The following is a 25,088-nucleotide window of genomic DNA, read 5'->3' on the forward strand; positions in this document are numbered from 1 at the left end:
CAGGGCGCGGCGAGCAGCCCCACGCCCGCGCCGCTGGCCAGGGCACTGCCCGCGAAGATGGTCGGCAGCTCCGGGTACGCCTCGTGCCAGGACGGCACCGCCGTGCCGGCCAGCAGCACCCCGGTGTACGTGGCCAGCGCGGGCGCGACGGCGGCGGCGGCCAACCCGGCGGCCTGCCCGGCCGGTGGCAGCAGTCGACGGACCGGGGAGAACACCCCGCGTGCCGGTAGCAGCGGTGCGCCCTCGGCGACGGCGGCCAACCCGGCGGCCGGGCCGTAGGCGGTGAGGATCCAGGTGCCCACCGACATCGGGGAGGTCGGCTTCGCCACCCGCAGCATGTGGTGGAACCGGGCCGGCCGACCCAGGTCGTTGATCAGGAAGTAGGCGCTGGCGGTGACCGCGCCCAGCGCGGTGACCCGGCCGGCCCGGCGCAGCGCCGGCCGGCCGGTGAGCTGCCCCCCGGCGGCCAGCAGCGACGACCCGGCGGCCAACCCGCCGGTGAACAGGTACGCGGCGATGTCCCACCGCCACACCGGGGCCTTGAGGATCGGCCGGCCGTAGTAGGAGGTGAACTCCGCCTCCGGGACGCGCAGCTCCTCACCGCCGCGCCCGCCCCGGCCACGGCCCCGCCGCCGCGCCACCCGTGGCACGTCCCGGGGCGGTACGACCGGCGCGTCGGCAGCGCCCTCGGCACCGACCGAGCCCGCAGTGTCGGCGGGGGGCGCGGCGGCGGCCGGGCCGGCTCCGACCTTCGGGCCGTGACCGAGCCGCACCGAGGAACGCTGCGGCCGGAACACACCGTCGGCGGCGAGCCGGGCGCGGAAGCCCCGGAACCGCTCCCCCACCGGGATCCGGCCGGCGGTCACGACGACCCCCCGACGAACGCGGCGACGGCCGCCGCCGTCATGGCCAGCGCCGCCAGCCCGGCCCGCCGCCACATCCGGGGCAGGTCCCGGGTGGTGACCACCGGGTCCGGGGGCAGGCCGTACACCTCCGGCTCGTCGAGGAGGAGGAAGAACGCGCCGTCGCCGCCGACCCCGTCGGTCGGGTCGTGACCGTAGAGCCGGGCCTGCGGCACGCCCCGCTCGTGCAGCGTGGCGACCCGCTGGGCGGCCCGGTCACGCAGCTCGTCGAGGGGGCCGTACTGGATGGACTCGGTCGGGCAGGCCTGGGCGCAGGCCGGGGTCATGCCCGCGCCGAGCCGGTCGTAGCACAGCGTGCACTTCCACGCCCGGCCGTCGCCCCGACGCTGGTCGATCACCCCGTACGGGCAGGCGGAGATGCAGTAGCCGCAGCCGTTGCAGATGTCCTCCTGCACCACGACCGTGCCGAACTCGGTGCGGAACAGCGACCCGGTGGGGCAGACGTCCAGGCAGGCGGCGTGGGTGCAGTGCTTGCAGACGTCCGACATCATCAGCCAGCGGAAGTCGGTACGGGTCTCGACGCCCGTGTCACGGCCGGGCGGTGCGGCCCCCGGCATGCCGAGGAAGCGGGGCCCCGCGCCGTCCCCGGCGGCGGACGAACCGGTGCCGGCCATCCGGGCGGCGGCGTCGGGGCTGCCCGCAGGGACACCCGGGGTGGTGCCGGTGGCGGCACCGGTGCCGGCGGCGACCGCCGCCGACGTGGCGCCGGCCGAGCCGCCGGTCGGGTTACCGGCGAAGGTCGCGGTACGGTGGCCGGCCGGCACCGGCTGCTCGACGAACGCCACGTGCCGCCAGGAGTTCGCGGTCAACGCGCCGGTGTTGTCGTACGACATGCCGAGCAGGTCGAAGCCGGACTCGGGGACGGCGTTCCACTCCTTGCAGGCCACCTCGCAGGCCTTGCAGCCGATGCAGACGCTGGTGTCGGTGAAGAACCCCATCCGGGGGCCGGCAGACGTCCAGCCCGCGTCCGGGGCCGGATCGAGCGGGCCGTAGAGGCTGTTGCCGTCAGGCATGGTCGGCGCCCTTCTCCCGTGGCCCGTCGTCGCTGCGTCCCGCCGGGCGGCGGACCCGGGTCGTCACCGTCGGCGGGCGTTCACCGGGGACGATCCCGGCCCGTCGACGGTAGTCCTCGACGAGGTCGCGCAGTGGCGGGCCGGTCGGTCGCCGCCCCGGCCGGACGTCGCAGGTGCCGACCTTGCTCTCCTGGATGAGCACGTTCGGGTCCAGGGTGATGCCGAACAGGTCGTTGGCCGAGTCGCCGGTGACCAGGCCCTCGTACCCGAAGTGGTACGGCAGCCAGAGCTGGTGGATCACCCGACCGTCCACCCGCAACGGGGTGAGCCGGTCGGTGACCAGAACCTTCGCCTCGATCACCGCCCGCCCGCTGATCAGGTGCGCCCAGCCGAGATGGGTAAGCCCCGCCTCGGCGGCCAACTCCGGGGACACCTCCACGAACATCTCCGGTTGCAGCTCGGCCAGCGGACGCACCGTCCGGCTCATCGCCCCGGCGGTGTGGTGCTCGGTGAGCCGGCTGACCGTGAACACGTACGGGAAGACCTGGCTGTGCTCCTGCGGCGGGCTGGGGTTCACCGAGTTCACCGGATGGGCGTACACCTTGCGGGTCGGGTTGGCCTGCTGGCCGTAGAGCGGGTTGCGCAGCGGCGACTCCGCCGGCTCGTAGTGCGTCGGCAGCGGACCGTCGAGCACCCCGCTCGGCGCGTACAGCCAGCCCTTGCCGTCGGCCTGCATGACGAACGGGTCGTCCCCGGCGAGCGCCGCCGGGCCGGACGCGCCCGGCGGCGGCCGGTACGTCGGCGGTTTCGTCTTCTCGAAGTCCGGCACGTCGTAGCCGGTCCACTCGCCGGCCTGCGGGTCCCACCAGACGTACTTCTTGCGGTCGCTCCACGGTCGGCCCTGCGGGTCGGCCGACGCCCGGTTGTAGAGGATGCGCCGGTTCGCCGGCCACGCCCAACCCCACTGCGCGGCCACCCAGTCCTGCTCGTGCCGGGACCGGCGGCGGGCGGCCTGGTTGACGCCGTCGGCGTAGACGCCGGAGTAGATCCAGCAGCCGACGGCGGTGGACCCGTCGTCCTTCGCCTCGGCGAACGAGGCGAGCGGACGGCCGGTGGACACGTCGTAGCCGTTGATCTCCCGCAGCACCGCCTCGGCGCTCGGCTCGTCGTGCGGGCCGTGGGTGGGGTAGTCCCAGGCCAGGTCGAGCAGGGCACGGTCGCGGCGGTGGGGGGAGCCGGCCAACCGCTCCCGCAGCCGCCGCCCCAGGTGGTAGAAGAACCACAGCTCGGAGCGGGCGTCGCCCGGCGGCTCGACGGCCTTCTCCCGCCACTGCAACAGCCGCTGGGTCTGGGTGAAGGTGCCCTCCTTCTCCACGTGCGACGCCGCCGGCAGGAAGAACACCTCGGTGCGGCACTCCTGCGGCACGATCTCGCCGCTGGCCACCTCCGGGCCGTTCTTCCAGAAGGTGGCGCTCTCGATCATGAACAGGTCGCGGACCACCAGCCAGTCCAGGTTGGCCATGCCGAGCCGTTGGGCCCGCCCGTGCGCGGAGCCGACCGCCGGGTTCTGGCCGAGCAGGAAGTACCCCCTGATCTTGCCGTCGATCATGTTCAGCACCTGCTGGTAGGTGCCGTGGTCGCCGGTCATCCGGGGCAGGTGGTCGTAGCAGAAGTCGTTCTCCGGCGTCGCCGCGTCCCCCCAGTACGCCTTGAGCAGGCTCGCCGCGTACGCCCGCGCGTTGCCCCAGAAGCCCTTCTGGCCGGGGTGGCGGATGCTGTCCACCCAGTCGTCGAACGTCGGGTGGTCGGCGTGGTGCGGCATCGGCAGGTAGCCCGGCAGCAGGTTGAACAGCGTCGGGATGTCCGTCGAGCCCTGGATGCTGGCGTGCCCGCGCAGCGCCAGGATGCCACCGCCCGGCCGGCCCATGTTGCCCAGCAGCAACTGGATGATCGCCCCGGTGCGGATGTACTGCACGCCGACGCTGTGCTGGGTCCAGCCCACCGAGTAGACCAGCGCGCCGGTGCGGTCCCGGCCCGAGTTCTCCGTCCAGGCCCGCGCCAACTCCAGGAACTTCTCCCGGGGGATGCCGCAGACCCGCTCCACCATCTCCGGGGTGTAGCGGGCGAAGTGCCGGCGCAGGATCTGGTAGACGCAGCGCGGATGCTGGAGGGTCTCGTCCCGCTGGGCCTGCCCGTGCACCTGCGCGCCGTGCGACTCGTGCCGCAGCCCGGCCGCGCTGTCGCGTTCCTTGGCGGTGTGCCCGCTGCCGGAGTCCCCCTCGTGCCCGGCGTACTGCCAGCTGGTCTGCACGTAGCTGTCGGTGTTCGGGTCGTAGCCGGAGAACAGGCCGTCGCCGTCCTCGGTGTCGGCGAACTGCTCGCTGACGATCGTCGCCGCGTTCGTGTACGCCAGCACGTACTCCCGGAAGTCCAGTTCGTTGTCCAGGATGTAGCGCACGACCCCACCGAGCAGGGCGATGTCGGTGCCCGCCCGGATCGGCAGGTACGAGTCGGCCACCGCGCTGGTGCGGGTGAACCGGGGATCGACGTGGAAGACCTTCGCGCCGCGCCGCTTGGCCTCCATGACCCACTGGAAGCCCACCGGGTGGGCCTCGGCCATGTTCGACCCCTGGATGACGATGACGTCAGCGTTGGCGAGATCCTGTTGGAAGTCCGTCGCGCCACCGCGACCGAAGCTGGCCCCCAGACCGGGGACGGTGGCGGAGTGTCAAATCCGGGCCTGGTTCTCGATCTGGAGCGCCCCCATCGCGGTGAACAGCTTCTTGATGAGGTAGTTCTCCTCGTTGTCCAGCGTCGCCCCGCCCAGGCTGGAGATGCCCAGCGTGCGGTGCAGCGGCCGGCCGTCGCTGTCGACGTCCTCCCAGGTCTGCTCGCGGGCGGCGAGGACCCGGTCGGCGATCATGTCCAGCGCGGTGTCGAGGTCGAGGTCCTCCCACTCGGTGGAATACGGACGCCGGTAGCGGACCGTGGTCTGCCGCAGCGGGCTGGTGACCAGGCTCCTGCTGGCCGAGCCCTTCGGGCAGAGCCGCCCCCGGGAGATCGGGCTGTCCGGGTCGCCCTCGATCTGGGTGACCTGCCCGTCGGAGACGTACACCCGCTGCCCGCAGCCGACCGCGCAGTACGGGCAGACCGAACGGGCCACCCGGTCGGCGGTCTCGGTGCGGGCGGTCAGCCCGGCGGACCGGCCCGACCGCGCCGCCGCGCCCCGGCCCAGCGGGTCGGTGCCGGTGAGCTGCCGGTAGACCGGCCAGCCCGCGATGAAGGTACGCAGACCCACCGCGCACCTCCCTCCCCGGCATGATCCGACCCCCTGAACATAGGCCAGCACGGCGGCGGATGCGACTCGGGTGTGAGGATCTCTGCGCACCGGTACGGCGCTGCCCCCGACCGGTCCGGTCGGGGGCAGCGCCGTACCGCGGTGGCGGAGCGCCGGTGTGCATGTCGCCTCTCGGCGCGTGGCGCGACGCGGCTCCAGCCGGACGGAACTCCGCGACGGCAATTCAGGTGAGGCCCGGGGACACTGGACACACCGACGCTCCTGCCCCCAGTTTACCCCGCCCTGCCCTTCCGCGCCCCCGTCGCACGCGGCCGGGCAGGGCGGCGACGGCACGGGCAGCGGCGGTTCGTCGAAAGCCGCGTACCTGAGCTGGTCGAACCGGCGTTACCCTGACAGCATGCAGGCCACCCTGGCGACCCCCACCCACCTGGCCCGGCCGGGCCGGCCGGTGGTGGTGGCGCGCACCCTGGCGGAGCTGACCGGCCCCACCGGCGGCGTGGTGGAGCTGCCGGTCCGGTTGATGTGGAGCAGCGAACGCACGTTCGACCTGGCCGAACCGGACGACCTGCTCTGGCTGTACGAGAACGTGCTGCGGGAGACCACCCGCGCCGACGACCTGCGGGCGCTCATCGACGGACGCACCCTGCGCCGGGTGTGGCGGCGGCTCAACCTGCCCCGGGGGGTACGGCAGGCCTGGGAGAGCCGGCACCGGGGTCTGCGGACCGCGTGACCCACCTGCACGACTTCTACCGGGAGGTCGCCCGGGTCGCCCTCACCGCGGCCGGGCCGCACCGGTTCGTCCTCGGCGGCGGGGTGGCGTGGGCGGCGCACGGCCTGGTCACCCGCCCCACCGAGGACGTCGACCTGTTCGCCGACGTGGAGGGGGCGGCCGAGGCGGCGGCGGCGGAGGTGTGCGCCGCGCTGGAACGCGCCGGCTACACCGTCGCGGCGGCCGACCCGGACAGCGACCTCGGTGACCTGTTCGAGGGGTTCGACCGCGACATCCGGGACTTCGTGGTCGGCCGGGACGACCGGCGGATCCGGCTCAGCCTGGCCCGGCTCGACCGGTACCGCTCACCGGTGGTGATGGACCTCGGCCCGGTGATGGACGTCCGCGACCTGATCGCCAACAAGACCGCCGCCCTGGTCAACCGTCGGGAGGCCCGCGACTACATCGACGTCGCCGCCGCGCTGGCGCAGTATCCGGTCGACGAGCTGCTGACCCTGGCCCGGCAGGTGGACCCGGCGCTGGCCGACGAGGACGTCCGGGCCGCCGGCCGCTACCTGGACCGGCTGCCGGACCGGCGGCTCGCCCGCTACGGCCTGGACCCGGCGCAGATCGCGCAGGTCCGCCGCCGGCTGGCCGACTGGCCCCGCTGACCGTCGGACCGGAGCCGGGGCCCCGGCTCCGGTCCGACGGACGGGCCGGTCACCTGGTGAACCGGCCGCCGGTCACCCCGAGGATCTCCCCGGTGACGTAGCTGGACTCCTGGGAGGCGAAGAAGACGTACGCGGGGGCCAGTTCGGCGGGCTGCCCGGCCCGGCCCAGCGGGGTGTCGGTGCCGAACTTCTCCACCTTCTCCGGCGGCATGGTCGCCGGGATCAGCGGCGTCCAGATCGGGCCGGGCGCGACCGCGTTGACCCGGATGCCCCGGTCGGCGAGCTGCGCGGCGAGCCCCTTGGTGAAGTTGGCGATGCCCGCCTTGGTGGTGGCGTAGTCCAGCAGCGGCGGCGACGGGTCGTACGCCTGGATGGAGGTGGTGTTGACGATCGTCGCGCCCTCCTTCAGGTGCGGCAGGGCGCTGCGGCAGAGCCAGAACATCGCGTACAGGTTGGTCTTCATCACCCGGTCGAACTGGTCGGTGCTGATCGCCTCGATGCCGTCGTCCTGGGCCATCTGGTAGGCCGCGTTGTTGACCAGGATGTCCAGCCCGCCGAGTTCGGTCACCGTCCGGTCGACCAGGTCACGGCAGTGCTGCTCGTCGGTCAGGTCGGTCCGCACCGCGACCCCCCGGCGGCCCGCCGCCTCGACCAGCCGGACCGTCTCCCGGGCGTCGGCGTCCTCGTCCTCGTCGAGGTAGGACACCACCACGTCGGCGCCCTCCCGGGCGAACGCGATCGCCACCGCCCGGCCGATGCCCGAGTCACCGCCGGTGATCAGGGCCCGCTTGCCCACCAGCCGGTCACTGCCCCGGTACGACGTCTCGCCGTGGTCGGGCTCCGGACCCATCCGGTCGGTCCGGCCGGGCGTCGACTGCTGCTGCGCCGGCTGACCCTCCCGGTGGCCGTACTGGCTGTTCGGGTCCTGCGGGGTGTACTGGTCCTGACTCACCGTGCGGCTCCCCTGTCTGGTTTGGTCCGTTCTGGGTCGCTGGGTCACCTACCCCGACGGATCGGTCGGAAACAACCCGCGCCGGACACCTGACGACACCGGTGTGACAGGCAGGTGACCGGGGACGGCGCGGCGGGGGAACACTGCGGGCCACTGTGGCAGGAGTGACCGCTGCTCGTTATGGTGCGCAACGGCGCCCACGAGGCGCGTCCACCCCATCGAAGGGCACCCCCATGACCTCCTCCTCCGGCGCCTCGCGCCGCCAGGTGCTGGCCGTCGCCGCCGCCGCGGCGACCGCCCCGCTGATCGCCGGCGCGCCCGCCCGGGCGGCCGAGCGGCAGGGCCCGCAGGGTCCGAAGACCTGGGACCTGACCGTCCTGGGCACCTCGGACACCCACGGCAACGTCTACAACTGGGACTACTACCGCGACGCCGAGTTCGACGACAGCAAGCACAACGACGTCGGCGTCGCCAAGCTCGCCACCCTGGTCAACCAGATCCGCGCCGAGCGCCGGGGCCGGGCCACCCTGGTCCTCGACGCCGGCGACACCATCCAGGGCACCCCGCTGGCCACGTACTACGCCAAGCAGGAGCCGATCACCGTCACCGGCGCGACGCACCCGATGGCCCGCGCGATGAACATCCTCCGGTACGACGCCATCACGCTGGGCAACCACGAGTTCAACTACGGGCTGCCGCTGCTGGCGACCTGGATTCGTCAGCTGGGCTTCCCGGCGCTGGCCGCGAACGCGGTCAACGCGAAGACCGGCAAGCCGGCGTTCCAGCCGTACGTGCTCAAGCGGGTGCGGCCCGGCGGGCCCGGCTCGCCGACCCTGACCGTGGGCATCCTCGGCCTGACCAACCCCGGGGTGGCCATCTGGGACAAGGGCAACGTCGAGGGCCGGCTGGTCTTCCCGGGCATGGTGGAGACCGCCGCCAAGTGGGTGCCGATCATGCGGCAGCGGGGCGCGGACCTGGTCATCGTCTCCGCCCACGGCGGCGACAGCGGCACCTCCAGCTACGGCCCGGAGCTGCCCAACGAGAACCCGGTGGCGCTGATCGCCCAGCAGGTCCCCGGCATCGACGCGATCCTGTTCGGCCACGCCCACAACGAGGTGGTCGAGAAGTTCGTCACCAACACCGCCACCGGCGCGCAGGTGCTCACCGCCGAACCGTCCAAGTGGGGGCAGCGGCTGACCCGGATGGACTTCACCCTGACCCGGGAGCGGGGCCGCTGGAAGGTCGTCGGCAAGGGCGCCACCATGCTCAACACCAACACCGTGGTCGAGGACCCGAAGGTGCTCGCCGCCGTGCGGGGCCAGCACGACAAGACCGTCGGGTACGTCAACACGGTGGTCGCCCGGTCCGCGCAGGAACTGTCCGCCGCCGAGTCGCGCTACCGGGACACCCCGATCCTGGACTTCATCAACCACGTGCAGACCGAGGTGGTCACCGCCGCGCTCACCGGCGGCCCGTACGCGGCGCTGCCGGTGCTGTCGATCGCCGCGCCGTTCAGCCGTACCGCCGTCTTCCCGCAGGGCGACGTGCGCATCCGCGACGTCGCCGGGCTGTACGTCTACGACAACACCCTGGAGGCGGTGGAGCTCACCGGCGCCGAGGTGCGGGCCTACCTGGAGTACTCGGCGAAGTACTTCACCACCCTGCCGGTCGGCGCGCCGGTCGACCCGGCCACCATCAGCGACCCGGCCGTCCCGGACTACAACTACGACGTGATCTCGGGACTGGACTACGACATCGACATCTCGAAGCCGGTCGGGCAACGGATCACCCGGCTGGTGCTGCCCGGCACCGACACCCCGGTCGCCGCGGACGCCCGGTTCGTCGTCGCGGTGAACAACTACCGGCGCAGCGGCGGCGGGAACTTCCCCGGCATCGTCAAGACCCAGGTCTACAACGCGCAGCAGGAGATCCGCCAGCTGCTCATCGACTGGGCGCAGGCCCGGGGCACCATCGACCCGGCCGACTTCTTCGTGCCGAACTGGCGGCTGGTCCGCGCCGGCGTGCCGGTCTTCTGAGCCGCCCGGCCGGCGCTCTCCGCACGGCCAGCCCGCGACGGGTCCCGGGGTGGCACCCCGGGACCCGTCGGGGGCGTTCAGCCGCCCGCGCGCAGGTCCTGCTCGTACTGGCCGGAGGTCGGGTCGGGCTGGTAGCGGGGCGGGTCGGTCTCGGTCGACGCCGTCCGCTCGTCGGGGCGTACCGCCGGTGGCAGCTCGCCGAAGCGCACGTGCCGCAGGAACGCGTACTCCTCGTCGGTGAACGATTCGCTCATGACCCGCAGTGTGCGCCCGGCATCAAGGCCGGCGGGAGGGGTAAGCGCGCGGGACCGTCGGCGACGAGAGGACGAGACCATGCGCGCGGTACGGATGACCGCCCCCGGGGTGCTCGAACAGGTGGAGGTGCCCACCCCGACGCCCGGCCCCGGCGAGGTGCTGGTACGCGTCGGCGCGGTCGGCGCCTGCCACTCCGACCTGCACATCCTCGACGCCCCGCCGGGCGTGTTCCCCACCCCGATCACCCTCGGCCACGAGATCGCCGGCACCGTGGACACCCTCGGCGACGGCGTCACCGGCTGGTCCGCCGGGGACCGGGTCGCCGTCTACGGGATCATCGGCTGCGGCACCTGCCGGGGCTGCCTGCGGGGCCGGGAGAACCAGTGCCGCACCGTGCCGGTCGGCGGGATCGGGCTCAGCCGCGACGGCGGGCTGGCCGAGCACGTGCTGGTGCCCGCCTCCCGGCTGCTGCCCGTCGGTGACCTGGAGGTGACCCAGGCGGCGCCGCTGACCGACGCCGGGCTGACCCCGTACCACGCGATCGAGCTGGCCCGGCCGGCGCTGCGGCCCGGGACGTCGGTCGTGGTGATCGGCATCGGCGGGCTGGGGCACATGGCGGTGCAGATCCTCGCCGCCACCACCGCCGTACGGATCATCGCGGTGGACAGCAACGTCGCCGCCCTCGACCTGGCCACCCGGGTCGGCGCGCACCACGTGGTGCCGGCCGGCCCCGACACCGTCGACCGCATCCGCGAACTCGTCGGCCCGGCGCCCGACGGCGCGGACGTGGTCATCGACTGCGTCGGGCTGGACGCCACCCTCACCACCGCCCGCACCGTCGTCGCCACCGGCGGCCGGCTGCTGCTGGTCGGGTTGGGCGGCGGCACCCTGCCGGTGCGGCCGGTCGCCGACGAGCCGCCCACCGTGCCGTTCGAGACCAGCGTCGAGGTCCCGTTCTGGGGCACCCGGGCCGAACTCCAGGAGGTGATCGCCCTGGGCCGGGCCGGGCTGCTCACCGCCGACGTGCAGACCTTCCCGCTGGACCGCGCCCCCGAGGCGTACGACCTGCTGCGGGCCGGCGAGATCCACGGCCGCGCGGTGATCGTGCCCTGACCCCGCTGCGTCGGCCCGCTGCGGGCCGACGGGTCACCGGGCGGGTGGCACGGCCGGCTGCGGACCCCGGGCGGGCAGCCGGTCCAGCAGGGCCGCCACGGCCCGCACCGGCATCCGGTCCATGGTCCGGTCGAAGCTCAGCCGGCCCTGGCAGAACCGGACGAACACCGACCAGCCGGCCGGGGTCGCCACGAAGGCGTGGCACAGCTCCGGACGGCGGGCGAACAGGGTCAGCATCCGCCGCCCGGCGCGCATCGACGGCACCAGGCGTTCCTGCACGTCGCGGGGGTAGCGGTCCAGGTCACCGGCGGCGACCGCCGCGCCGGCCAGCGTCCCGGAGCGCAACGCGTAGCTGATCCCCTCCCGGGTCCACGGCTCCAGCAGGCCGGCCGCGTCGCCGGCCACCAGCACCCGGCCGTGGCGCAGCGGCGAGTCGTCGACCCGGCACCGGGTCAGATGCCCGGAGTCGTGCGCGGCGGGCACCTGTGCCAGGCCCAACCGGTCGAGGAAGCCGTGCAGGTAGGCGCGGGTGCGTTCGCCCTCGCCCCGGGCCCCGATCACGCCGACGGTGAGCAGGTCCCCCTTCGGGAACACCCAGCCGTACGCGCCGGGGAACGGGCCCCAGTCCAGCAGCAGCCGCCCCCGCCAGCGGGCCGCCTGCGCCGGTGACACCGGCAGCTCCCGTTCCAGGCCCAGATCCACCTGGCCGTACCGGACACCCACGTGCCGGGCGGTCACCCCGGCGGAACCGTCGGCCCCGATCACCGTCCGGGCGGTCACGGTGGAACCGTCGGCCAGCCGGACCCGTACCGTGTCGGGGTCCTGGTCGAGGGCGCGCACCGCGACGCCCTCGCGGACCTCGGCCCCGGCGGACACCGCCGCCGCGCGCAGCCGGTCGTCGAACTCGTCGCGGCGCACCATGGTCACCAGCGGGGTGCCGTGCCGGCGGGTGAAACCCCACCGGCCGTCGCGGGTGAAGGTGACCCGGTCGACCCGGTCGTGCGCCGGCACCTCGATCCGGCCGGCCACCATCGACAGCGAGGTGCCGATCAGGCCACCCCCGCAGGTCTTGTAGCGGGGGTGCACGGCCCGGTCCAGCACCAGCGTCCGCACGCCGGCCGCGGCGGCCTCCCGGGCCGCGCTGAGCCCGGCCGGCCCGGCGCCGACCACGACGAGATCCCAGATGATCATGCCGTCCAGGGTAGGGCACCGGACCGTCCGGAGGCGCGCACGACCGGCCGTCGGGCAGGCATTGTCGGGCGGCCAGCGGGTAAGCCGCGCCACCCGGACCGCCCGACCGGCCGGCCGGGGTCACGGCGAGGAGGGCACCATGCAGCAGGTACGTCTGTCGGAGGTCGAGGTGCGCGTCTACGAGGCGGTCAGCGTGCTGGAGACGCGCGGCCAGGTGCCCTACCCCGACCTGATCGCCGAGGAGGCGGGGCTGGCCGAGCAGGACGTGCACACGCCCCTGCACCAGCTCACCGAGAAGGGCCTGCTGCACCGGGAGGACTCGCCGCTGGCCGGGCTGGACTTCGGCCCCCGCTGGTGCGCCCGCCAGCCGGCGTGAGCGCCACCGCGCCCCGCCGGGCGGCCGGGCCGGGCCCCGGTTTGCCGCGCCGGTCTCCGGGTAGCGCTGCGGCATGCCCGATCACCGGTCCGTGCGGGACCGCTGCGCCGCCGGCGGTTCCATGACCGGCCCCACCGACGACCGCCGCCGCTGGCAGGCCCTCGGCGTCGGCCTCGTCGCGGCGTTCATGACGCTGTTGGACGTCAGCATCGTCAACGTCGCCGTCCCGTCGATGGAGCGGGCGTTGCAGGCCAGCCCGAGCGACCTGCAGTGGGTGCTGTCCGGCTACGCGTTGACCTTCGGACTGGTCCTGGTGCCGGCCGGCCGCTTCGGCGACGCCCGGGGCCGCCGCAACGCCTTCGTCGTCGGGGTCGCCCTGTTCACCGTCACCAGCGCGCTGGCCGGGCTGGCCCAGTCCCCGACCTGGCTGGTCGCCGCCCGGCTCCTGCAGGGCGTCGCCGCCGGGGTGGTCAACCCGCAGGTGACCGGCCTGATCCAACAGCTGTTCCGGGGCGCGGAGCGGGGTCGCGCGTTCGGCCTGCTCGGCGCGACCATCGGCATCTCCACCGCCGTCGGCCCGCTGCTGGGCGGGCTGCTCATCCAACTCGGCGGGGAGGACCACGGCTGGCGGTGGGTGTTCTTCGTCAACGTCCCCGTCGGGGTGGTGGCGGTGCTGCTCGGCTGGCGGCTGCTGCCCACCCGGGCCGCCGGTCGGCTCGACCGGCACCGGCTCGACCCGGTCGGGGTGCTGCTGCTCGGCGTCGGCGTGACGCTCCTGCTGCTGCCCCTGGTGCAGCGGGAACAGTGGCCCAGCCCGTGGAAGTGGGCGCTGATCCCGGCCGGGCTGGTGGTGCTGGCCGGCTTCGGGTTCTGGGAGCACCGCTACGGGCGCACCCGCACCCCCCTGTTCGACCTGGGGTTGTTCCGGCTGCGGTCGTACACCATCGGCGCGGTGATCGCGCTCATCTACTTCGGCGGCTTCACCGCGATCTTCTTCATCTTCACCCTCTACCTCCAGAACGGCCTCGGCTACCGGGCCTTGACCGCCGGCCTGGCGATCACCCCGTTCGCCCTCGGGTCGGCGCTGGCCGCCGCCCTCGGCGGCCGACTGGTCACCCGTTACGGCCGGCCCCTGGTCGGGATCGGGCTGGTCATGGTGCTGATCGGGCTCGGTGGGGTGGTGTTCGTCCTGCGCGGCGACCCGCACGGCTCGGTCCCGCTGCTCACCGCGCTGCCGCTGCTGCTCGCCGGGCTGGGCAGCGGCCTGGTGATCACCCCCAACCAGACGTTGACCCTGTCCGAGGTGCCGGTGCCGCAGGCGGGCAGCGCGGCCGGCATGTTGCAGACCGGGCAGCGGATCGGGTCGGCCGCCGGCATCGCCGCCGTCGGCGCGCTGTTCTTCTCGTCGCTGGCCAGCACCGACGGCCAGTGGGCCGCCGCGTTCCGGCACTCCCTGCTGCTGGCCATGGGCATCGTCGCGTTGGCCCTGGCCGCCGCGGCCACCGACATCGTGCTGAACCACCGCGCCGCGCACCGCCGCTGAACCCGACCGTCCACCGGCGACACCAACCCCGGGGGAACCGTCGGCGAACACTCACCGCACGGGGCTGCGGACGCACCGCGACACCCGGTAGACACATAGACCATGACGAACACCCTCAACCGTCGTACCCTGCTGCGCCTCGCCGGTGCCTCCGCCGGCACCGCCGTCCTCGCCGGCACCACCCTCGCCGCGAGCGGCCCCGCCCACGCGGCGGCCGGCGCGTTCCGGCACGGGGTCGCCTCCGGCGATCCGCTGCCGGACGGCATCCTGCTCTGGACCCGGGTCACCCCCGTGGCGGAGGCACTGCCCGGTTCCGGCCTCGGCCCGGACGTCGACGTCCGCTGGCAGGTCGCCGCCGACCCCGACTTCGCCACGGTCGCCGCGCAGGGCGTGACACCGACCGGCCCGGCCCGCGACCACACGGTCAAGGTGGCGGTGACCGGGCTGGCCCCGGCCACGACGTACTGGTACCGGTTCGGCCACGGCGACACCTGGTCGCCGACCGGCCGGTCGATGACCGCCCCGGCGGCCGACGCGGCCATCGACCGGCTGCGGCTGGGCGTGGTGTCCTGCGCGAACTGGGAGGCCGGGCACTTCGCGGCCTACCGGCGGCTGGCCGACCGGGGCGACCTCAACCTGGTCGTGCACCTCGGCGACTACCTGTACGAGTACGGCACCGGCGAGTTCGACGCCGGCGGCACCGTGGTCCGCCCGGTCGTGCCCGAGCACGAGACGCTGACCCTGGCCGACTACCGGGTCCGGCACGCGCTCTACAAGACCGACCCGGGCCTGCAGGCGCTGCACGCCGCCCTGCCCTGGGTGATCACCTGGGACGACCACGAGGTCGCCAACGACGCCTGGTCGGGCGGGGCGGAGAACCACACGACGGGCACCGAGGGCGCCTGGGCAGACCGGGTCGCCGCCGCCCGGCAGGCGTACCGGGAGTGGATGCCGGTGCGCATCGGCGCGGACGGCACGATCTACCGGCGGTTGCGCTTCGGCCGGCTCGCCGAGCTGTCCATGCTGGACCTGCGGTCGTACCGGTCGCAGCAGGCCGGCGGCACGGCGGTGGACGACCCGACCCGCACCATCGCCGGCGCGGCCCAGCTACGGTGGCTCGAAGACGGGCTGTCCGGCTCGACGGCACAGTGGAAGCTGGTCGGCAACCCGGTGATGATGGCCCGGGTCGACATCGGTTCGCTGCCGGCATGGCTGCTCGGCCCGCTGGGCAAGCTGCTCGGCATCCCGCAGAACGGCGCGGTGCTCAACCCCGACCAGTGGGACGGCTACAACGCCGACCGCAACCGGCTGGTCGACCACCTACGGGCGACCGGCACCCGGGACGTGGTCTTCCTCACCGGCGACATCCACACCTCGTGGGCCAGCGAGGTGACCACCCGGTCGACGGGGCTGACCAATCCGGCCGCCGCCGAGTTCGTGGTGCCGTCGGTGACCAGCGACAACCTCGACGACGTCCTCGGGCTGCCGGCCGGCAACGGGCTGAGCCTGCTCGGCGCGACCCTGCTGCGCTCGACGAACCCGCACGTGAAGTGGACGGAGCTGGACGGGCACGGCTACGGCGTGCTGGAGGTGACTCCGCAGCGCTGCCGGATGGACTGGTACCACCTGGTCGACCGGACCCGACCCGACAGCGCGAGCCGCTGGGCGGCCGGGTTCTCCGTCGGCGTCGGGTCGGCGAAGCTGCGCCGGGAGGACGCGCCGGCCTGACCCGTCGACGCCGGCCGGCCGGCCCCCGTCGTGGGGGCCGGCCGGCCGTGCCCGGGTCACCAGAGCTGCTGGACGATGTCCGCCGCCTGCTGCTCCCACTGGGCGTACGCGTACGGGTACGCCGAGACCTGGACGGTCTGCGCGGCGGTGGTCAGCGGCAGGTCCTCCCAGCCGTGCACGTTCTTCAACGCGTCGAAGAACGCCCGGGAGGCGTACCGCGGGTCGGTGATCTGCTCGGGCGTGCCCCACCCCGACGACGGGCGCTGCTGGAACAGGCCCTGCGAGTCGTGGTCGTTGTACGCGCCGAGGTGCCCCAGGTTGTACAGCTTCGACTCCTGCAACGAGGTGGCCACGCCGATCACCGCGCCGCGCTCGCCCACGCCGCTGCGCTTGGCCTCGGCGACGATCTCCTTGGCGTTGGCGAGCTGCGCGTCGTCGAGCGGGACGCGGGACTGGGCGCCCTCGACGCCGCGCGGGATGAGGTCGTCGGTGCTCGGCTTGCCGGCCGGCACCTCGGTGGTGGGGCTGCCGGTGGTCAGGCCGGACTCGACGGTGACGCCCTGCCGGCCCTTGCCGGTGGCCAGGTCGATCGCGGCGCGGGCGCCCTCATGGGGGCCGCTGGTGACGGGGGCGGCCACGGCGGCCGGCCCGAACGCCAGGCCGCCGAGGGCGGCGACGCCGGCGATGCTCAGTGCGGTCCTGCGGTCCTTCGCGATGGCCGGGAGCCATCGAGTGAAGTCCAGCTTCACGATGGTTGCCCTTTCGATCGTGGCGACGCGCTCCGGGGTGAGCGGGCCTCGGGGGAACTTCCCCGCCGGCCGGAGGTGTGCTGACCGGCGTACGGGGAACACAACCAGCCAGGCTTGTCGGTCATTCCGGATATGCGGCCCCTGCCGCAGCCGTGGCCCAACTCACCCTGGGAACCGGGCACACCTCCCGGACCGGGACATCCGGCCGGTCCGGGGCGCTAAAACGCCGATATGGCGGCATCGGCAGAGCCCGAATACCGCCATATCGGCGAGAAAGGTGAAACGGAACGCGCGGAGCCGGTCAGTGGCCGCGGGCCAGCCACTCCTGTAGGTGGGGGGCCTCCGCGCCGACGCTGGTGTCGTCGCCGTGCCCGGTGTGCACCACCGTGTCCGCCGGCAGGGTGAGCAGCCGGGTACGGATCGACTCCACGATCGTGGCGAAGTCGCTGTACGACCGGCCGGTCGCCCCCGGTCCCCCGGCGAACAGGGTGTCCCCGGTGAAGACCGCACCCAGCGCCGGGGCGTGGAAGCTGCACGCGCCGGGGCTGTGCCCGGGGGTGTGCAGCACCCGCAGGACGGTGTCCCCGACGGTGATCTCCTGCCCGTCGGTCAGCTCCCCGTCGGGGGCCAGACCGGGGTGGACCAGGTCCCACAGCACCCGGTCGGCGGGGTGCAGCAGGACCGGCGCGCCGGTGGCCTTCGCCAGTTCCGGGGCGACCCGGACGTGGTCGTCGTGGGCGTGGGTGGCGAGGATCGCCACCACCCGGCGGTCGCCGACGACCCGGCGGATCGCGGCCACGTCGTGCGGGGCGTCGAGGACCACGCACTCGGTGTCGTCGCCGACGACCCAGACGTTGTTGTCGACGTCGAAGGTCTGCCCGTCGAGGGAGAAGGTGCCGGAGGTGACGGCGTGGTCGACCCGCGCGGTCACGGGAACACCACCACCGAGCGCAGCACGTCGCCGTGGTGCATCCGGCGGAACGCCTCCTCCACCGCGTCCAGGGCGATCTCCTCGGTGACGAAGGCGTCCAGGTCGAGGCGACCCTGCAGATAGAGCTGGGTGAGCAGCGGGAAGTCCCGGCTGGGCAGGCAGTCGCCGTACCAGCTCGACCTGAGCGCGCCGCCCCGGCCGAAGACGTCCAGCAGCGGCAGGTCGACGGTCATCTCCGGGGTGGGCACCCCGACCAGCACGACGGTGCCGGCGAGGTCGCGGGCGTAGAACGCCTGCTTCCAGGTCTCCGGGCGGCCCACCGCGTCGATCACCACGTCCGCGCCGAAGCCGCCGGTCGCGGCCCGGATCGCCTCCACGGCGTCCTCGGCGGAGGCGTCGACGGTGTGGGTGGCGCCGAACTTCCGCGCCCAGTCGAGCTTGCGGCCGTCGGTGTCCACCGCGATGATCGTGGTCGCGCCGGCCAGGACGGCTCCCGCGACCGCCGCGTCGCCGACCCCGCCGCAGCCGATGACGGCCACCGAGTCACCCCGGGTGACCTGGCCGGTGTTCATCGCCGCGCCGAGACCGGCCATCACCCCGCAGCCGAGCAGCCCGACGGCGGCGGGCCGGGCCGCCGGGTCGACCTTGGTGCACTGACCGGCGTGGACCAGCGTCTTCTCGGCGAACGCGCCGATGCCCAGGGCCGGGGTCAGCTCGGTGCCGTCGGTGAGGGTCATCTTGCGGGCGGCGTTGTGGGTGTTGAAGCAGTACCACGGCCGGCCCCGGCGGCAGGCCCGGCACTCGCCGCAGACCGCCCGCCAGTTGAGCACCACGAAGTCGCCGGGGGCGACCTCGGTGACGCCCTCGCCCACCTGCTCCACCACCCCGGCCGCCTCGTGGCCGAGCAGGAACGGGTAGTCGTCGTTGATGCCGCCCTCGCGGTAGTGCAGGTCGGTGTGGCAGACCCCGCAGGACTGCACCCGCACCACCGCCTCGCCGGGCCCCGGGTCGGGCACCACGATGGTGGTGACCTCGACCGGAGCGCCCTTGCTCCGTGAAATGACGCCCCGGACTTCCTGGCTCACGCTGTGTCCTCCCTGGCTGCCGGCAGCACCGCCGGATGGGTCCCGCTCACCGCCGAACCTACCGCGATCATGCCGCCCGACCCATCGGTCCGTCGGACCCGCCGCCCGCCGGTCGCCCACCCCCACCGTCGGGCCGCTCCCCCGGCGGTACGCACACCGCCGCCCCCGCCGTCGCCGACCGGCCGGGGTCGGCGGCCCGGGCACCTCGCCGGGCGGCGTTGCGGTAACGCAGCACCTGGACCGCGCCCAACGCCCAGAGCAGGTACTGCACGGCGAACGCCCACCGGAACGCGGAAAGCGGCGGGGCCGACGCGCCGGCCGGGGTGGTCAGGTCCAGCACCACCCCGATCGCCAGCACCAGCACGATCGAGGCGACGAACCCGCCGACGTTGACGATGCCGGTGGCGCTGCCGATCCGGTGCACCGGGTTGAACGTACGGGCGTAGTCGAAGCCGATGACCGCGCCGGGGCCGCCCAGGGCCAGCACCAGCACCAGCGCCACCAGCAGCCAGTGCGGCGACCGGCCCGGCCAGGCCAGCACCACCGCCCAGACCCCGGCGCTGGCCCCGGTGACCACGAGGACCAGCGCCGACCGGTGCACCGGGTGCCGGGCGCACAGGTGGGCGACCACCGGCCCGGCCAGCAACGTCCCGACCGTCATCAGGCTGAGCAGCGACGCGGCGGCCGTCGGCGGCAGCCCCTGCCCCTGCACCAGGAACGGGTAACCCCACAGCAGCGCGAACACGGCCCCGGAGAACTGCGCGACGAAGTGCGTCCACAGGCCCAGCCGGGTGCCCGGCTGGGCCCAGGCGGCGGCGAGTTCCCGCCGCACGGTGGACAGGGCCGGGGTGACGGCGACCCCCGGCCCGACGTGCGGGGCGTCCCGGACGGCGACGAGCACCAGCAGCACCGTCGTGGCGCCGAGCCCGGCGGCGACCAGGAACGCCGGGGTCCAGCCGGCCCGGTGCAGCAGCGCCACCAGCGGCACCGCGGCGAGGATCGCACCGAGCTGACCGACGGTGCCGGTGAGCTGCACCAGCAGCGGGTTGCGGCGGCCCGGGAACCAGAACGCGACGATCCGCAGCACGCTGATGAAGGTCATCGCGTCGCCGAGGCCCACCAGCACCCGGGCGGCGACGGCGAGCCGGACGTCGGTGGCGACGGCGAAGCAGAGCTGCCCGGTGACCATCAGCGCCCCGCCGGCCAGCAGCAGCCGTCGGGAGCCGTACCGGTCCAGCAGCACGCCGACCGGGATCTGCATGGCCGCGTACACGGCGAGCTGGGCGACCGAGAAGACGGCGAGGGCGGAGGCGTTGATGGCGAACCGGTGGGTGGCCTCCACCCCGGTCACCCCGAGGGAGCTGCGGTGGAACACCGCCGCCAGGTAGGCGGTGACGGCCACCGCCCAGACCACGGTGGCCCGCCGGACGGTGGGCGCGGGGACGACGCTCACCGGCGCGCCGGGCCAACGCCCGCCGTGCCGGCGCGGTCGCCGTACCGGGCCGGGGAACAGCTGGTCGGCGGCACGCTCCGACACCGGGGCATCCACGTACGGCTATCCGTCATACCACCATGGTGCGTCGGTGCCCCGGCGGCGGGCGGCGGCGGGTGCGACGCCGGTGGCCCGCGCCACTGCCGGGCGGGCCCGGCGCGACGGCGCGTCGCCGGGCGGGCTGGCAGGGGCGATCACCGCCACCGATCGACCCCGGCACGTGGGGTGACCGGACGGCTGGGCACAATCGACGCATGTCTCCCCGCCGGTGGCTGCTCGCCGATCAACTCGGGCCGCACTTCCTGGACGACGACCAGCAACCGGTGCTGCTGGTCGAGGTCGCCGACCTGTTCCGGCGTCGGCGGCTGCACCGGCAGAAGGCGCACCTGATCCTCAGCGCGCTGCGCCACCGCGCCGCCGAACTCGGCGACCGGGCGGTGCTGCTGCGCACGGCGACGTTCCGGGAGGCCCTGGCGGCCGTCGACGGCCCGGTCGAGGTCTGCCACCCGAGCACCCGGGCGACGAGGGACTTCGTCCGGTCCGTGCCGGGGCTGACGGTGCTGCCGCCCCGGGGCTTCGTCACCGACCTGGCCGACTTCGCCGACTGGGCGGACCGGCCCCGCCGGGGACCCCTGCGGATGGTCGACTTCTACCGCTACGCCAAGCGCCGCCACGGTGTGCTCACCGGCCCCGGTCCGGCCGACCGTGGCCGCGCCGCCCCGGTCGGACGCATCCTGGACGTGCCGCCCCCGCCGCCGGTCGTCGAGGACGACATCGACGCCGAGGTACGGGCCGACCTGGACCGGTGGGAACGCGACGGGGTCCGGTTCGTGGGCCGGGACGCCCCCCGCTCGCACCCGGCCACCGCCGCCGAGGCCGAGGAACGGCTGACCCACTTCCTGCGGTACCGGCTGCCCGCGTTCGGCCGCTACGGCGACGTGATGAGCGCCGAGGACCCGGTGCTGGCACACGGGATGCTCTCCGCTGCGTTCAACCTCGGGCTGCTCGACCCGGCGGCGGCCGTGTCCCGGGCGGAGGCGGCGTGGCGGTCGGGCGACGCCCCGCTGGCCTCGGTGGAGGCGTTCGTCCGGGGGGTGCTGGGGTGGCGGGAGTTCCTCTGGCAGCTCTACTGGTACGTCGACCCGCCCTACCGGGGCACCGGATGGCTGGCCGCGACCGAACCGCTGCCGCAGTGGTTCGAGGACCTCGACGCCGACGCGGTGGAGGCACACTGCCTGGCCGACGTGCTCGCCGGGGTGCGGGACCGGGGCTGGGCGCACCACGCCCAGCGGCTGCTGGTGCTCGGCAACCACGCATTGCAGCGCGGCTGGCGGCCGACCGAACTGGTCGACTGGTTCCAGCGCAGCTTCGTCGACGGCGTCGAGTGGGTGATGAACACGACCGTGCTCGGCATGAGCCAGTACGCCGACCTGGCCCGGGTGGACACCCGGCCGTACGCCGTGGACGGGCGGTACATCGACGAGATCAGCGACTACTGCACCGGCTGCCGCTACCAGCCGGACCGGGAACTCGGCGACCTCGCCTGCCCGTACACCGGCGGGTTCGCGGCGTTCCTGCACCGCAACCGGGAACGGCTGGTCGACGACCCGCGGCTCGCCGCGGAACTGGCCGCCCGCGACGACCCGGAACGCCGGGAGGCGGTGCTGGCACAGGAGGAGAAGCGGGGCAGCGACCCGCCCTGACCGGCCGGTGGTCCGGGGGCGTCGTGCCTCGGCCCGTGGTCAGGCGACCTCACCGGCGGGCAGTTCCGCCGGCACCGGGGCCGCCACCCGGGCGGTCGACGCGGACCGTGGACCCGGGCCACCGGCGAGCCGGACCCCGGCGGCGACCAGCCGGCCGTACGAGCCGGGCGCGACCCGGGCCAGCAGGTCGGGCAGCTTCGCCGACCAGCCGATCAGCACCCGGCCGTGCCGACGTTCGACACCGCGCAGGATCACCTCGGCGGCCCGCCCGGGCGGGATGGACAGCAGCCTCTCGAACTGCCGCCGCGCCGCGTCGAACTCCTCGCGGGGCACCCCGCTGCCGACCCGGGCGTTGCGGGCGATGCGGGTGGCGATGCCGCCGGGGTGCACCGACGTCACCCCGATGCCGTCGTCGGCCAGCTCGTGCCGCAGCGCCTCGGTGAAGCCCCGCAGGGCGAACTTGCTGGCCGCGTAGGCGGCCTGCCCGGCCGGGGCGATCAACCCGAACAGGCTGGACACGTTGACCAGGTGCGCTCCGGGTTCGGCCCGCAACGCCGGCAGCAGGGCGTGGGTGAGCTGCACCGGCGCCCGGAAGTTGATGTCGACGACCCAGTGGAACTCGTCCATGGTGACCTGGTCGAACCGGCCACCGAGGGCCACCCCGGCGTTGTTGACCAGCAACCGGACCCGGGGATGCCGGGCCATGACCTCCTCGGCGACCCGGGCGGTGGTGCACAGGTCGGCCAGGTCGACCAGGTGGGTGTCGACCCGGCGGCCGGGGTGCGCGGCCCGGACCGCGGCGGCCACCGCGTCGAGCCGGTCGCCGTCGCGGTCGAGCAGGACCAGGTCGCTGCCACGGCGGGCCAGCCCGTGGGCGAGGGCCTCGCCGATTCCGCTGGCGGCACCGGTGACCACGGCGGTCCCGGCCGTGAAGTCGAAGTTACGCACGCGGCCTCCTTGCTGCGGGGAAGAGACGATGGAACGGGGGCGACGGGCTCAGCCGAACGGAGTGTCGGCGGTCGCCCGGGAGAAGCGCACCCCCTCGTCGACGAGCCGACCGTGTTTCATCAGCACGACGTCGCGGGGATAGTTCTGGTACAGCCGCCACGGCGCGCGGGCACCCTGCCTGGGCAGCGTGTCCACACTGCGCAGCACGTACCCGGACCGCAGGTCGATGATCGGCGACAGGTCGCCGTCGGTGGGCGCGACCGGGGTGACGACCTGCTGGCCGGTGGCGTCCAGGTGGCGCAGCAGCCGGCACACGTAGGTGGCGACCAGGTCGGCCTTCAACGTCCACGAGGCGTTGGTGTAGCCGATGGTCAACGCGAAGTTCGGCACCCCGGAGAGCATCATCCCCTTGTACGCCACCGTCGCGCCGAGGTCGACGCCGACGCCGTCGACGGTGAGGGTCATCCCGCCCAGGGCGAGCAGTTGCAGCCCGGTGGCGGTGACCACGACGTCGGCGGGCAGCTCGACGCCGGAGCCGAGCCGGACGCCGCCCGGGGTGAACGCGGCGACGGTGTCGGTGACCACCGAGGCGCGGCCGGTGGACAGGGCTTCGAACAGGTCACCGTCGGGCGCCACGCACAGCCGCTGGTCCCACGGGTCGTAGCGGGGCGAGAAGTGCCGGTCCACGTCGTACCCGGCGGGCAGCCGGCCCTTCGCGGCCCGCCGCAGGAACGCCCGCACCACCCGGGGCGCACGCCGGCTGAGCTGGTAGGTGACGGTGCCGGACAGCACGTTCTTGGCGCGTACCAGCCGGTGGGCGGCGCGGGCGGGCAGCCGGCGGCGCAGCACGTCGGCCAGCCGGTCCCGGCCCGGCAACGCGATCACGTACGTGGGGGAACGCTGGAGCATGGTGACGTGCCCGGCCCGCCGCGCCAGCGCCGGCACCAGGGTCACCGCGGTGGCCCCGCTGCCGATCACCACCACCCGCCGGCCGGTGTGGTCTAGGTCGTCGGGCCAGTGCTGCGGGTGCACCAGCCGACCCGTGTACCGCCCGACGTCCGGGAAGTCGGGGGTGTAGCCGGCGTCGTACCGGTAGTAGCCGGTGCAGGAGAAGAGGAAATCGCAGGTCAGGACGACGTCCTCGGCGGTGTCGTCGCGGTGCGCGTGGACCGTCCAGCGGGCGGTGGTGCTGTCCCACTCGGCGCGGCGCACCCGGTGACGGAACCGGATGTGCTCCTCGACGCCGTACTCCCGGGCGGTCTGGCGGACGTAGCGGAGGATGGTGTCGCCGTCGGCGATGGCCCGGGGGGCGGTCCACGGGCGGAACGCGTAGCCGAGGGTGAACATGTCCGAGTCGGAGCGGATGCCCGGGTAGCGGAACAGGTCCCAGGTGCCGCCGACCGCGTCCCGCGCCTCGACCACCGCGTACGTCTTGTCGGGGCAGTTGCGCCGCAGGTGGCAGGCGGCACCGACACCGGACAACCCCGCGCCGACGATGAGCACGTCGACGTGGTCGGTGGGCATCGCATCTCCCGGGTCCGAGGCGGTGACCGGACCCTATCCCACCCTCCCGGGGCGGTGGGTGCCGCTGACCCTCCCGTCCGGCCGGACTGCCCGGCGGTACCACCGCCCCGTTCGGCGGGCGGGACCCTCCCCGATCGGCGGCCCGGGACCCGGCGGACAATGGCCGGGGCGGACCGGCCCGCACACGGGGCCGGGACCGGCGACGACCACCGGACGAGGGAGACGACGGGCAGCATGGCGGAGACCACCGGGCTGCGGTCCGACTGCGCCCGCTGCGTCGGGTTGTGCTGCGTCGCTCCGGCGTTCGCCGCCTCCGCCGACTTCGCCCGGGACAAGCCCGCCGGCCGCGCCTGCCACCACCTGCGCGCCGACTCCCGCTGCGGCATCCACGACGAGTTGCGCGACCGCGGCTACCCCGGCTGCGTCGTGTTCGACTGCTTCGGCGCGGGCCAGCGGGTCAGCCAGGTCACCTTCGGGGGCCGGGACTGGCGGACCGACCCGGGCACCGCCGCCGGCATGTTCGCGGCGTTCGCCGTCACCCGACCCCTGCACGAGCTGCTCTGGTATCTCACCGAGGCGCTCACCCTCACCCCCGCCGGCCCGCTGCACGACGAGCTGCGCGCCGCCCGCGACGCCACCGACACGCTGGCCGGCGGCACCGCGCAGGAGCTGGCCACGGTCGACGTGGACGCCCACCGCGACCGGGTGAACCCGCTGCTCGCGGCCGCCAGCGAGGCCGCCCGCGCCGGCATGGGCGGGGCCGACCGGCGGGGCGCGCTGCTGCTCGGCGCGGACCTGCGGGGCGCGCTGCTGCTCGGCGCGGACCTGCGGGGCGCGGACCTGGCCGG

Annotated in this window: 21 protein-coding genes; 9 read left to right on the top strand and 12 right to left on the bottom strand. The window is 74.3% G+C overall.

Annotated features, from left to right (window positions below):
- From nrfD to fdh, 3 genes are all read right to left on the bottom strand, one after another.
- A partial coding sequence (gene nrfD / locus H1A17_RS26710) for an NrfD/PsrC family molybdoenzyme membrane anchor subunit (RefSeq protein WP_375372837.1) occupies window positions 1-641 on the bottom strand: 641 nt, incomplete at its 3' end.
- 221 nt (window positions 642-862) lie between these two features.
- Window positions 863-1,936 carry a 4Fe-4S dicluster domain-containing protein gene (locus H1A17_RS26715; protein ID WP_194823170.1) on the bottom strand — a complete coding sequence of 358 codons (1,074 nt, stop codon included), beginning with the start codon at window positions 1,934-1,936 and terminating at the stop codon, window positions 863-865.
- Complete coding sequence (gene fdh / locus H1A17_RS26720) at window positions 1,929-5,234, bottom strand: formate dehydrogenase (RefSeq protein ID WP_309236878.1); 3,306 nt, start codon at window positions 5,232-5,234, stop codon at window positions 1,929-1,931. The genes H1A17_RS26715 and fdh overlap by 8 nt, the downstream gene beginning before the upstream one ends.
- 397 nt (window positions 5,235-5,631) lie before the next feature.
- Between fdh and H1A17_RS26730 the strand changes: the two genes are divergently transcribed.
- Together H1A17_RS26730 and H1A17_RS26735 are read left to right on the top strand one after the other, a co-directional pair.
- Window positions 5,632-5,964, top strand: coding sequence for a hypothetical protein (locus tag H1A17_RS26730; protein WP_145919967.1), 333 nt, complete (start codon window positions 5,632-5,634; stop codon window positions 5,962-5,964).
- The gene (locus tag H1A17_RS26735) at window positions 5,961-6,614 is read left to right on the top strand and encodes a nucleotidyl transferase AbiEii/AbiGii toxin family protein (RefSeq protein ID WP_145919966.1); all 654 of its coding nucleotides are present in this window, start codon (window positions 5,961-5,963) and stop codon (window positions 6,612-6,614) included. Before H1A17_RS26730 ends, H1A17_RS26735 begins: the two co-directional genes overlap by 4 nt.
- A gap of 49 nt (window positions 6,615-6,663) precedes the next feature.
- On the opposite strand, the gene H1A17_RS26740 is transcribed toward H1A17_RS26735, so the two are convergent.
- The gene (locus tag H1A17_RS26740) at window positions 6,664-7,566 is read right to left on the bottom strand and encodes an SDR family oxidoreductase (RefSeq protein WP_309236879.1); all 903 of its coding nucleotides are present in this window, start codon (window positions 7,564-7,566) and stop codon (window positions 6,664-6,666) included.
- A 233-nt stretch (window positions 7,567-7,799) separates the two neighbouring features.
- On the opposite strand from H1A17_RS26740, the gene H1A17_RS26745 reads away from it, so the two are divergent.
- The gene (locus H1A17_RS26745) at window positions 7,800-9,602 is read left to right on the top strand and encodes a bifunctional UDP-sugar hydrolase/5'-nucleotidase (protein WP_145919964.1); all 1,803 of its coding nucleotides are present in this window, start codon (window positions 7,800-7,802) and stop codon (window positions 9,600-9,602) included.
- A gap of 77 nt (window positions 9,603-9,679) precedes the next feature.
- On the opposite strand, the gene H1A17_RS26750 is transcribed toward H1A17_RS26745, so the two are convergent.
- Window positions 9,680-9,856 carry a hypothetical protein gene (locus tag H1A17_RS26750; RefSeq protein ID WP_168222496.1) on the bottom strand — a complete coding sequence of 59 codons (177 nt, stop codon included), beginning with the start codon at window positions 9,854-9,856 and terminating at the stop codon, window positions 9,680-9,682.
- Window positions 9,857-9,935: 79 nt separating this feature from the next.
- Here H1A17_RS26750 and H1A17_RS26755 point away from each other — a divergent pair, with 79 nt between their 5' ends.
- Complete coding sequence (locus tag H1A17_RS26755; protein WP_145919963.1) at window positions 9,936-10,970, top strand: NAD(P)-dependent alcohol dehydrogenase; 1,035 nt, start codon at window positions 9,936-9,938, stop codon at window positions 10,968-10,970.
- Window positions 10,971-11,003: 33 nt separating this feature from the next.
- Here the strand turns inward: H1A17_RS26755 and H1A17_RS26760 are convergent, their stop codons facing one another.
- The gene (locus H1A17_RS26760) at window positions 11,004-12,161 is read right to left on the bottom strand and encodes a geranylgeranyl reductase family protein (RefSeq protein WP_145919962.1); all 1,158 of its coding nucleotides are present in this window, start codon (window positions 12,159-12,161) and stop codon (window positions 11,004-11,006) included.
- 139 nt (window positions 12,162-12,300) lie between these two features.
- On the opposite strand from H1A17_RS26760, the gene H1A17_RS26765 reads away from it, so the two are divergent.
- The 3 genes from H1A17_RS26765 (at window position 12,301) to H1A17_RS26775 (ending at window position 15,808) form a co-directional block, all read left to right on the top strand.
- Window positions 12,301-12,537 carry a hypothetical protein gene (locus H1A17_RS26765; RefSeq protein WP_145919961.1) on the top strand — a complete coding sequence of 79 codons (237 nt, stop codon included), beginning with the start codon at window positions 12,301-12,303 and terminating at the stop codon, window positions 12,535-12,537.
- A 121-nt stretch (window positions 12,538-12,658) separates the two neighbouring features.
- Window positions 12,659-14,080 carry an MFS transporter gene (locus H1A17_RS26770; protein WP_145922833.1) on the top strand — a complete coding sequence of 474 codons (1,422 nt, stop codon included), beginning with the start codon at window positions 12,659-12,661 and terminating at the stop codon, window positions 14,078-14,080.
- A 102-nt stretch (window positions 14,081-14,182) separates the two neighbouring features.
- Window positions 14,183-15,808 (top strand): alkaline phosphatase, encoded by a 1,626-nt coding sequence (locus H1A17_RS26775; protein ID WP_194823171.1) that lies wholly within the window; start codon window positions 14,183-14,185, stop codon window positions 15,806-15,808.
- Between the two features lie 56 nt (window positions 15,809-15,864).
- Here H1A17_RS26775 and H1A17_RS26780 read toward each other — a convergent pair whose 3' ends face one another.
- The 4 genes from H1A17_RS26780 to H1A17_RS26795 form a co-directional block, all read right to left on the bottom strand.
- On the bottom strand, window positions 15,865-16,557 hold the full coding sequence (locus H1A17_RS26780) for a hypothetical protein (RefSeq protein WP_145919959.1): 693 nt from the start codon (window positions 16,555-16,557) through the stop codon (window positions 15,865-15,867).
- A gap of 301 nt (window positions 16,558-16,858) precedes the next feature.
- Window positions 16,859-17,488, bottom strand: coding sequence for an MBL fold metallo-hydrolase (locus H1A17_RS26785; protein ID WP_145919958.1), 630 nt, complete (start codon window positions 17,486-17,488; stop codon window positions 16,859-16,861).
- Entirely contained in the window at window positions 17,485-18,573 is a 1,089-nt protein-coding gene (locus H1A17_RS26790; RefSeq protein WP_145919957.1) for an S-(hydroxymethyl)mycothiol dehydrogenase, read from the bottom strand. Before H1A17_RS26790 ends, H1A17_RS26785 begins: the two co-directional genes overlap by 4 nt.
- Before the next feature lie 67 nt (window positions 18,574-18,640).
- Window positions 18,641-20,110, bottom strand: a complete 1,470-nt coding sequence (locus H1A17_RS26795; RefSeq protein ID WP_309236880.1) for an MFS transporter — start codon at window positions 20,108-20,110, stop codon at window positions 18,641-18,643.
- Between the two features lie 209 nt (window positions 20,111-20,319).
- On the opposite strand from H1A17_RS26795, the gene H1A17_RS26800 reads away from it, so the two are divergent.
- Complete coding sequence (locus H1A17_RS26800) at window positions 20,320-21,768, top strand: cryptochrome/photolyase family protein (protein WP_145919956.1); 1,449 nt, start codon at window positions 20,320-20,322, stop codon at window positions 21,766-21,768.
- A gap of 39 nt (window positions 21,769-21,807) precedes the next feature.
- On the opposite strand, the gene H1A17_RS26805 is transcribed toward H1A17_RS26800, so the two are convergent.
- Window positions 21,808-22,716, bottom strand: coding sequence for an SDR family oxidoreductase (locus tag H1A17_RS26805; protein WP_145919955.1), 909 nt, complete (start codon window positions 22,714-22,716; stop codon window positions 21,808-21,810).
- A gap of 48 nt (window positions 22,717-22,764) precedes the next feature.
- Window positions 22,765-24,240, bottom strand: a complete 1,476-nt coding sequence (locus H1A17_RS26810) for an NAD(P)/FAD-dependent oxidoreductase (protein ID WP_194823172.1) — start codon at window positions 24,238-24,240, stop codon at window positions 22,765-22,767.
- A gap of 234 nt (window positions 24,241-24,474) precedes the next feature.
- Here H1A17_RS26810 and H1A17_RS26815 point away from each other — a divergent pair.
- Window positions 24,475-25,088 (top strand): pentapeptide repeat-containing protein (locus tag H1A17_RS26815; RefSeq protein ID WP_194823173.1); only part of this gene is annotated, 614 nt, incomplete at its 3' end.

The organism is Micromonospora sp. S-DT3-3-22, assembly GCF_015354745.1.
Lineage (GTDB): Bacteria > Actinomycetota > Actinomycetes > Mycobacteriales > Micromonosporaceae > Micromonospora > Micromonospora wenchangensis.

Bases quoted from the DNA above. Each gene is read 5' to 3' on its own strand.
- H1A17_RS26730 (WP_145919967.1), top strand. From the start codon at position 5,632: ATGCAGGCCACCCTGGCGACCCCCACCCACCTGGCCCGGCCGGGCCGG.
- H1A17_RS26715 (WP_194823170.1), bottom strand. From the start codon at position 1,936: ATGCCTGACGGCAACAGCCTCTACGGCCCGCTCGATCCGGCCCCGGAC.
- H1A17_RS26810 (WP_194823172.1), bottom strand. From the start codon at position 24,240: ATGCCCACCGACCACGTCGACGTGCTCATCGTCGGCGCGGGGTTGTCC.
- H1A17_RS26760 (WP_145919962.1), bottom strand. From the start codon at position 12,161: ATGATCATCTGGGATCTCGTCGTGGTCGGCGCCGGGCCGGCCGGGCTC.
- H1A17_RS26775 (WP_194823171.1), top strand. From the start codon at position 14,183: ATGACGAACACCCTCAACCGTCGTACCCTGCTGCGCCTCGCCGGTGCC.
- H1A17_RS26770 (WP_145922833.1), top strand. From the start codon at position 12,659: ATGACCGGCCCCACCGACGACCGCCGCCGCTGGCAGGCCCTCGGCGTC.
- H1A17_RS26755 (WP_145919963.1), top strand. From the start codon at position 9,936: ATGCGCGCGGTACGGATGACCGCCCCCGGGGTGCTCGAACAGGTGGAG.
- H1A17_RS26750 (WP_168222496.1), bottom strand. From the start codon at position 9,856: ATGAGCGAATCGTTCACCGACGAGGAGTACGCGTTCCTGCGGCACGTG.
- H1A17_RS26800 (WP_145919956.1), top strand. From the start codon at position 20,320: ATGTCTCCCCGCCGGTGGCTGCTCGCCGATCAACTCGGGCCGCACTTC.
- H1A17_RS26745 (WP_145919964.1), top strand. From the start codon at position 7,800: ATGACCTCCTCCTCCGGCGCCTCGCGCCGCCAGGTGCTGGCCGTCGCC.
- H1A17_RS26765 (WP_145919961.1), top strand. From the start codon at position 12,301: ATGCAGCAGGTACGTCTGTCGGAGGTCGAGGTGCGCGTCTACGAGGCG.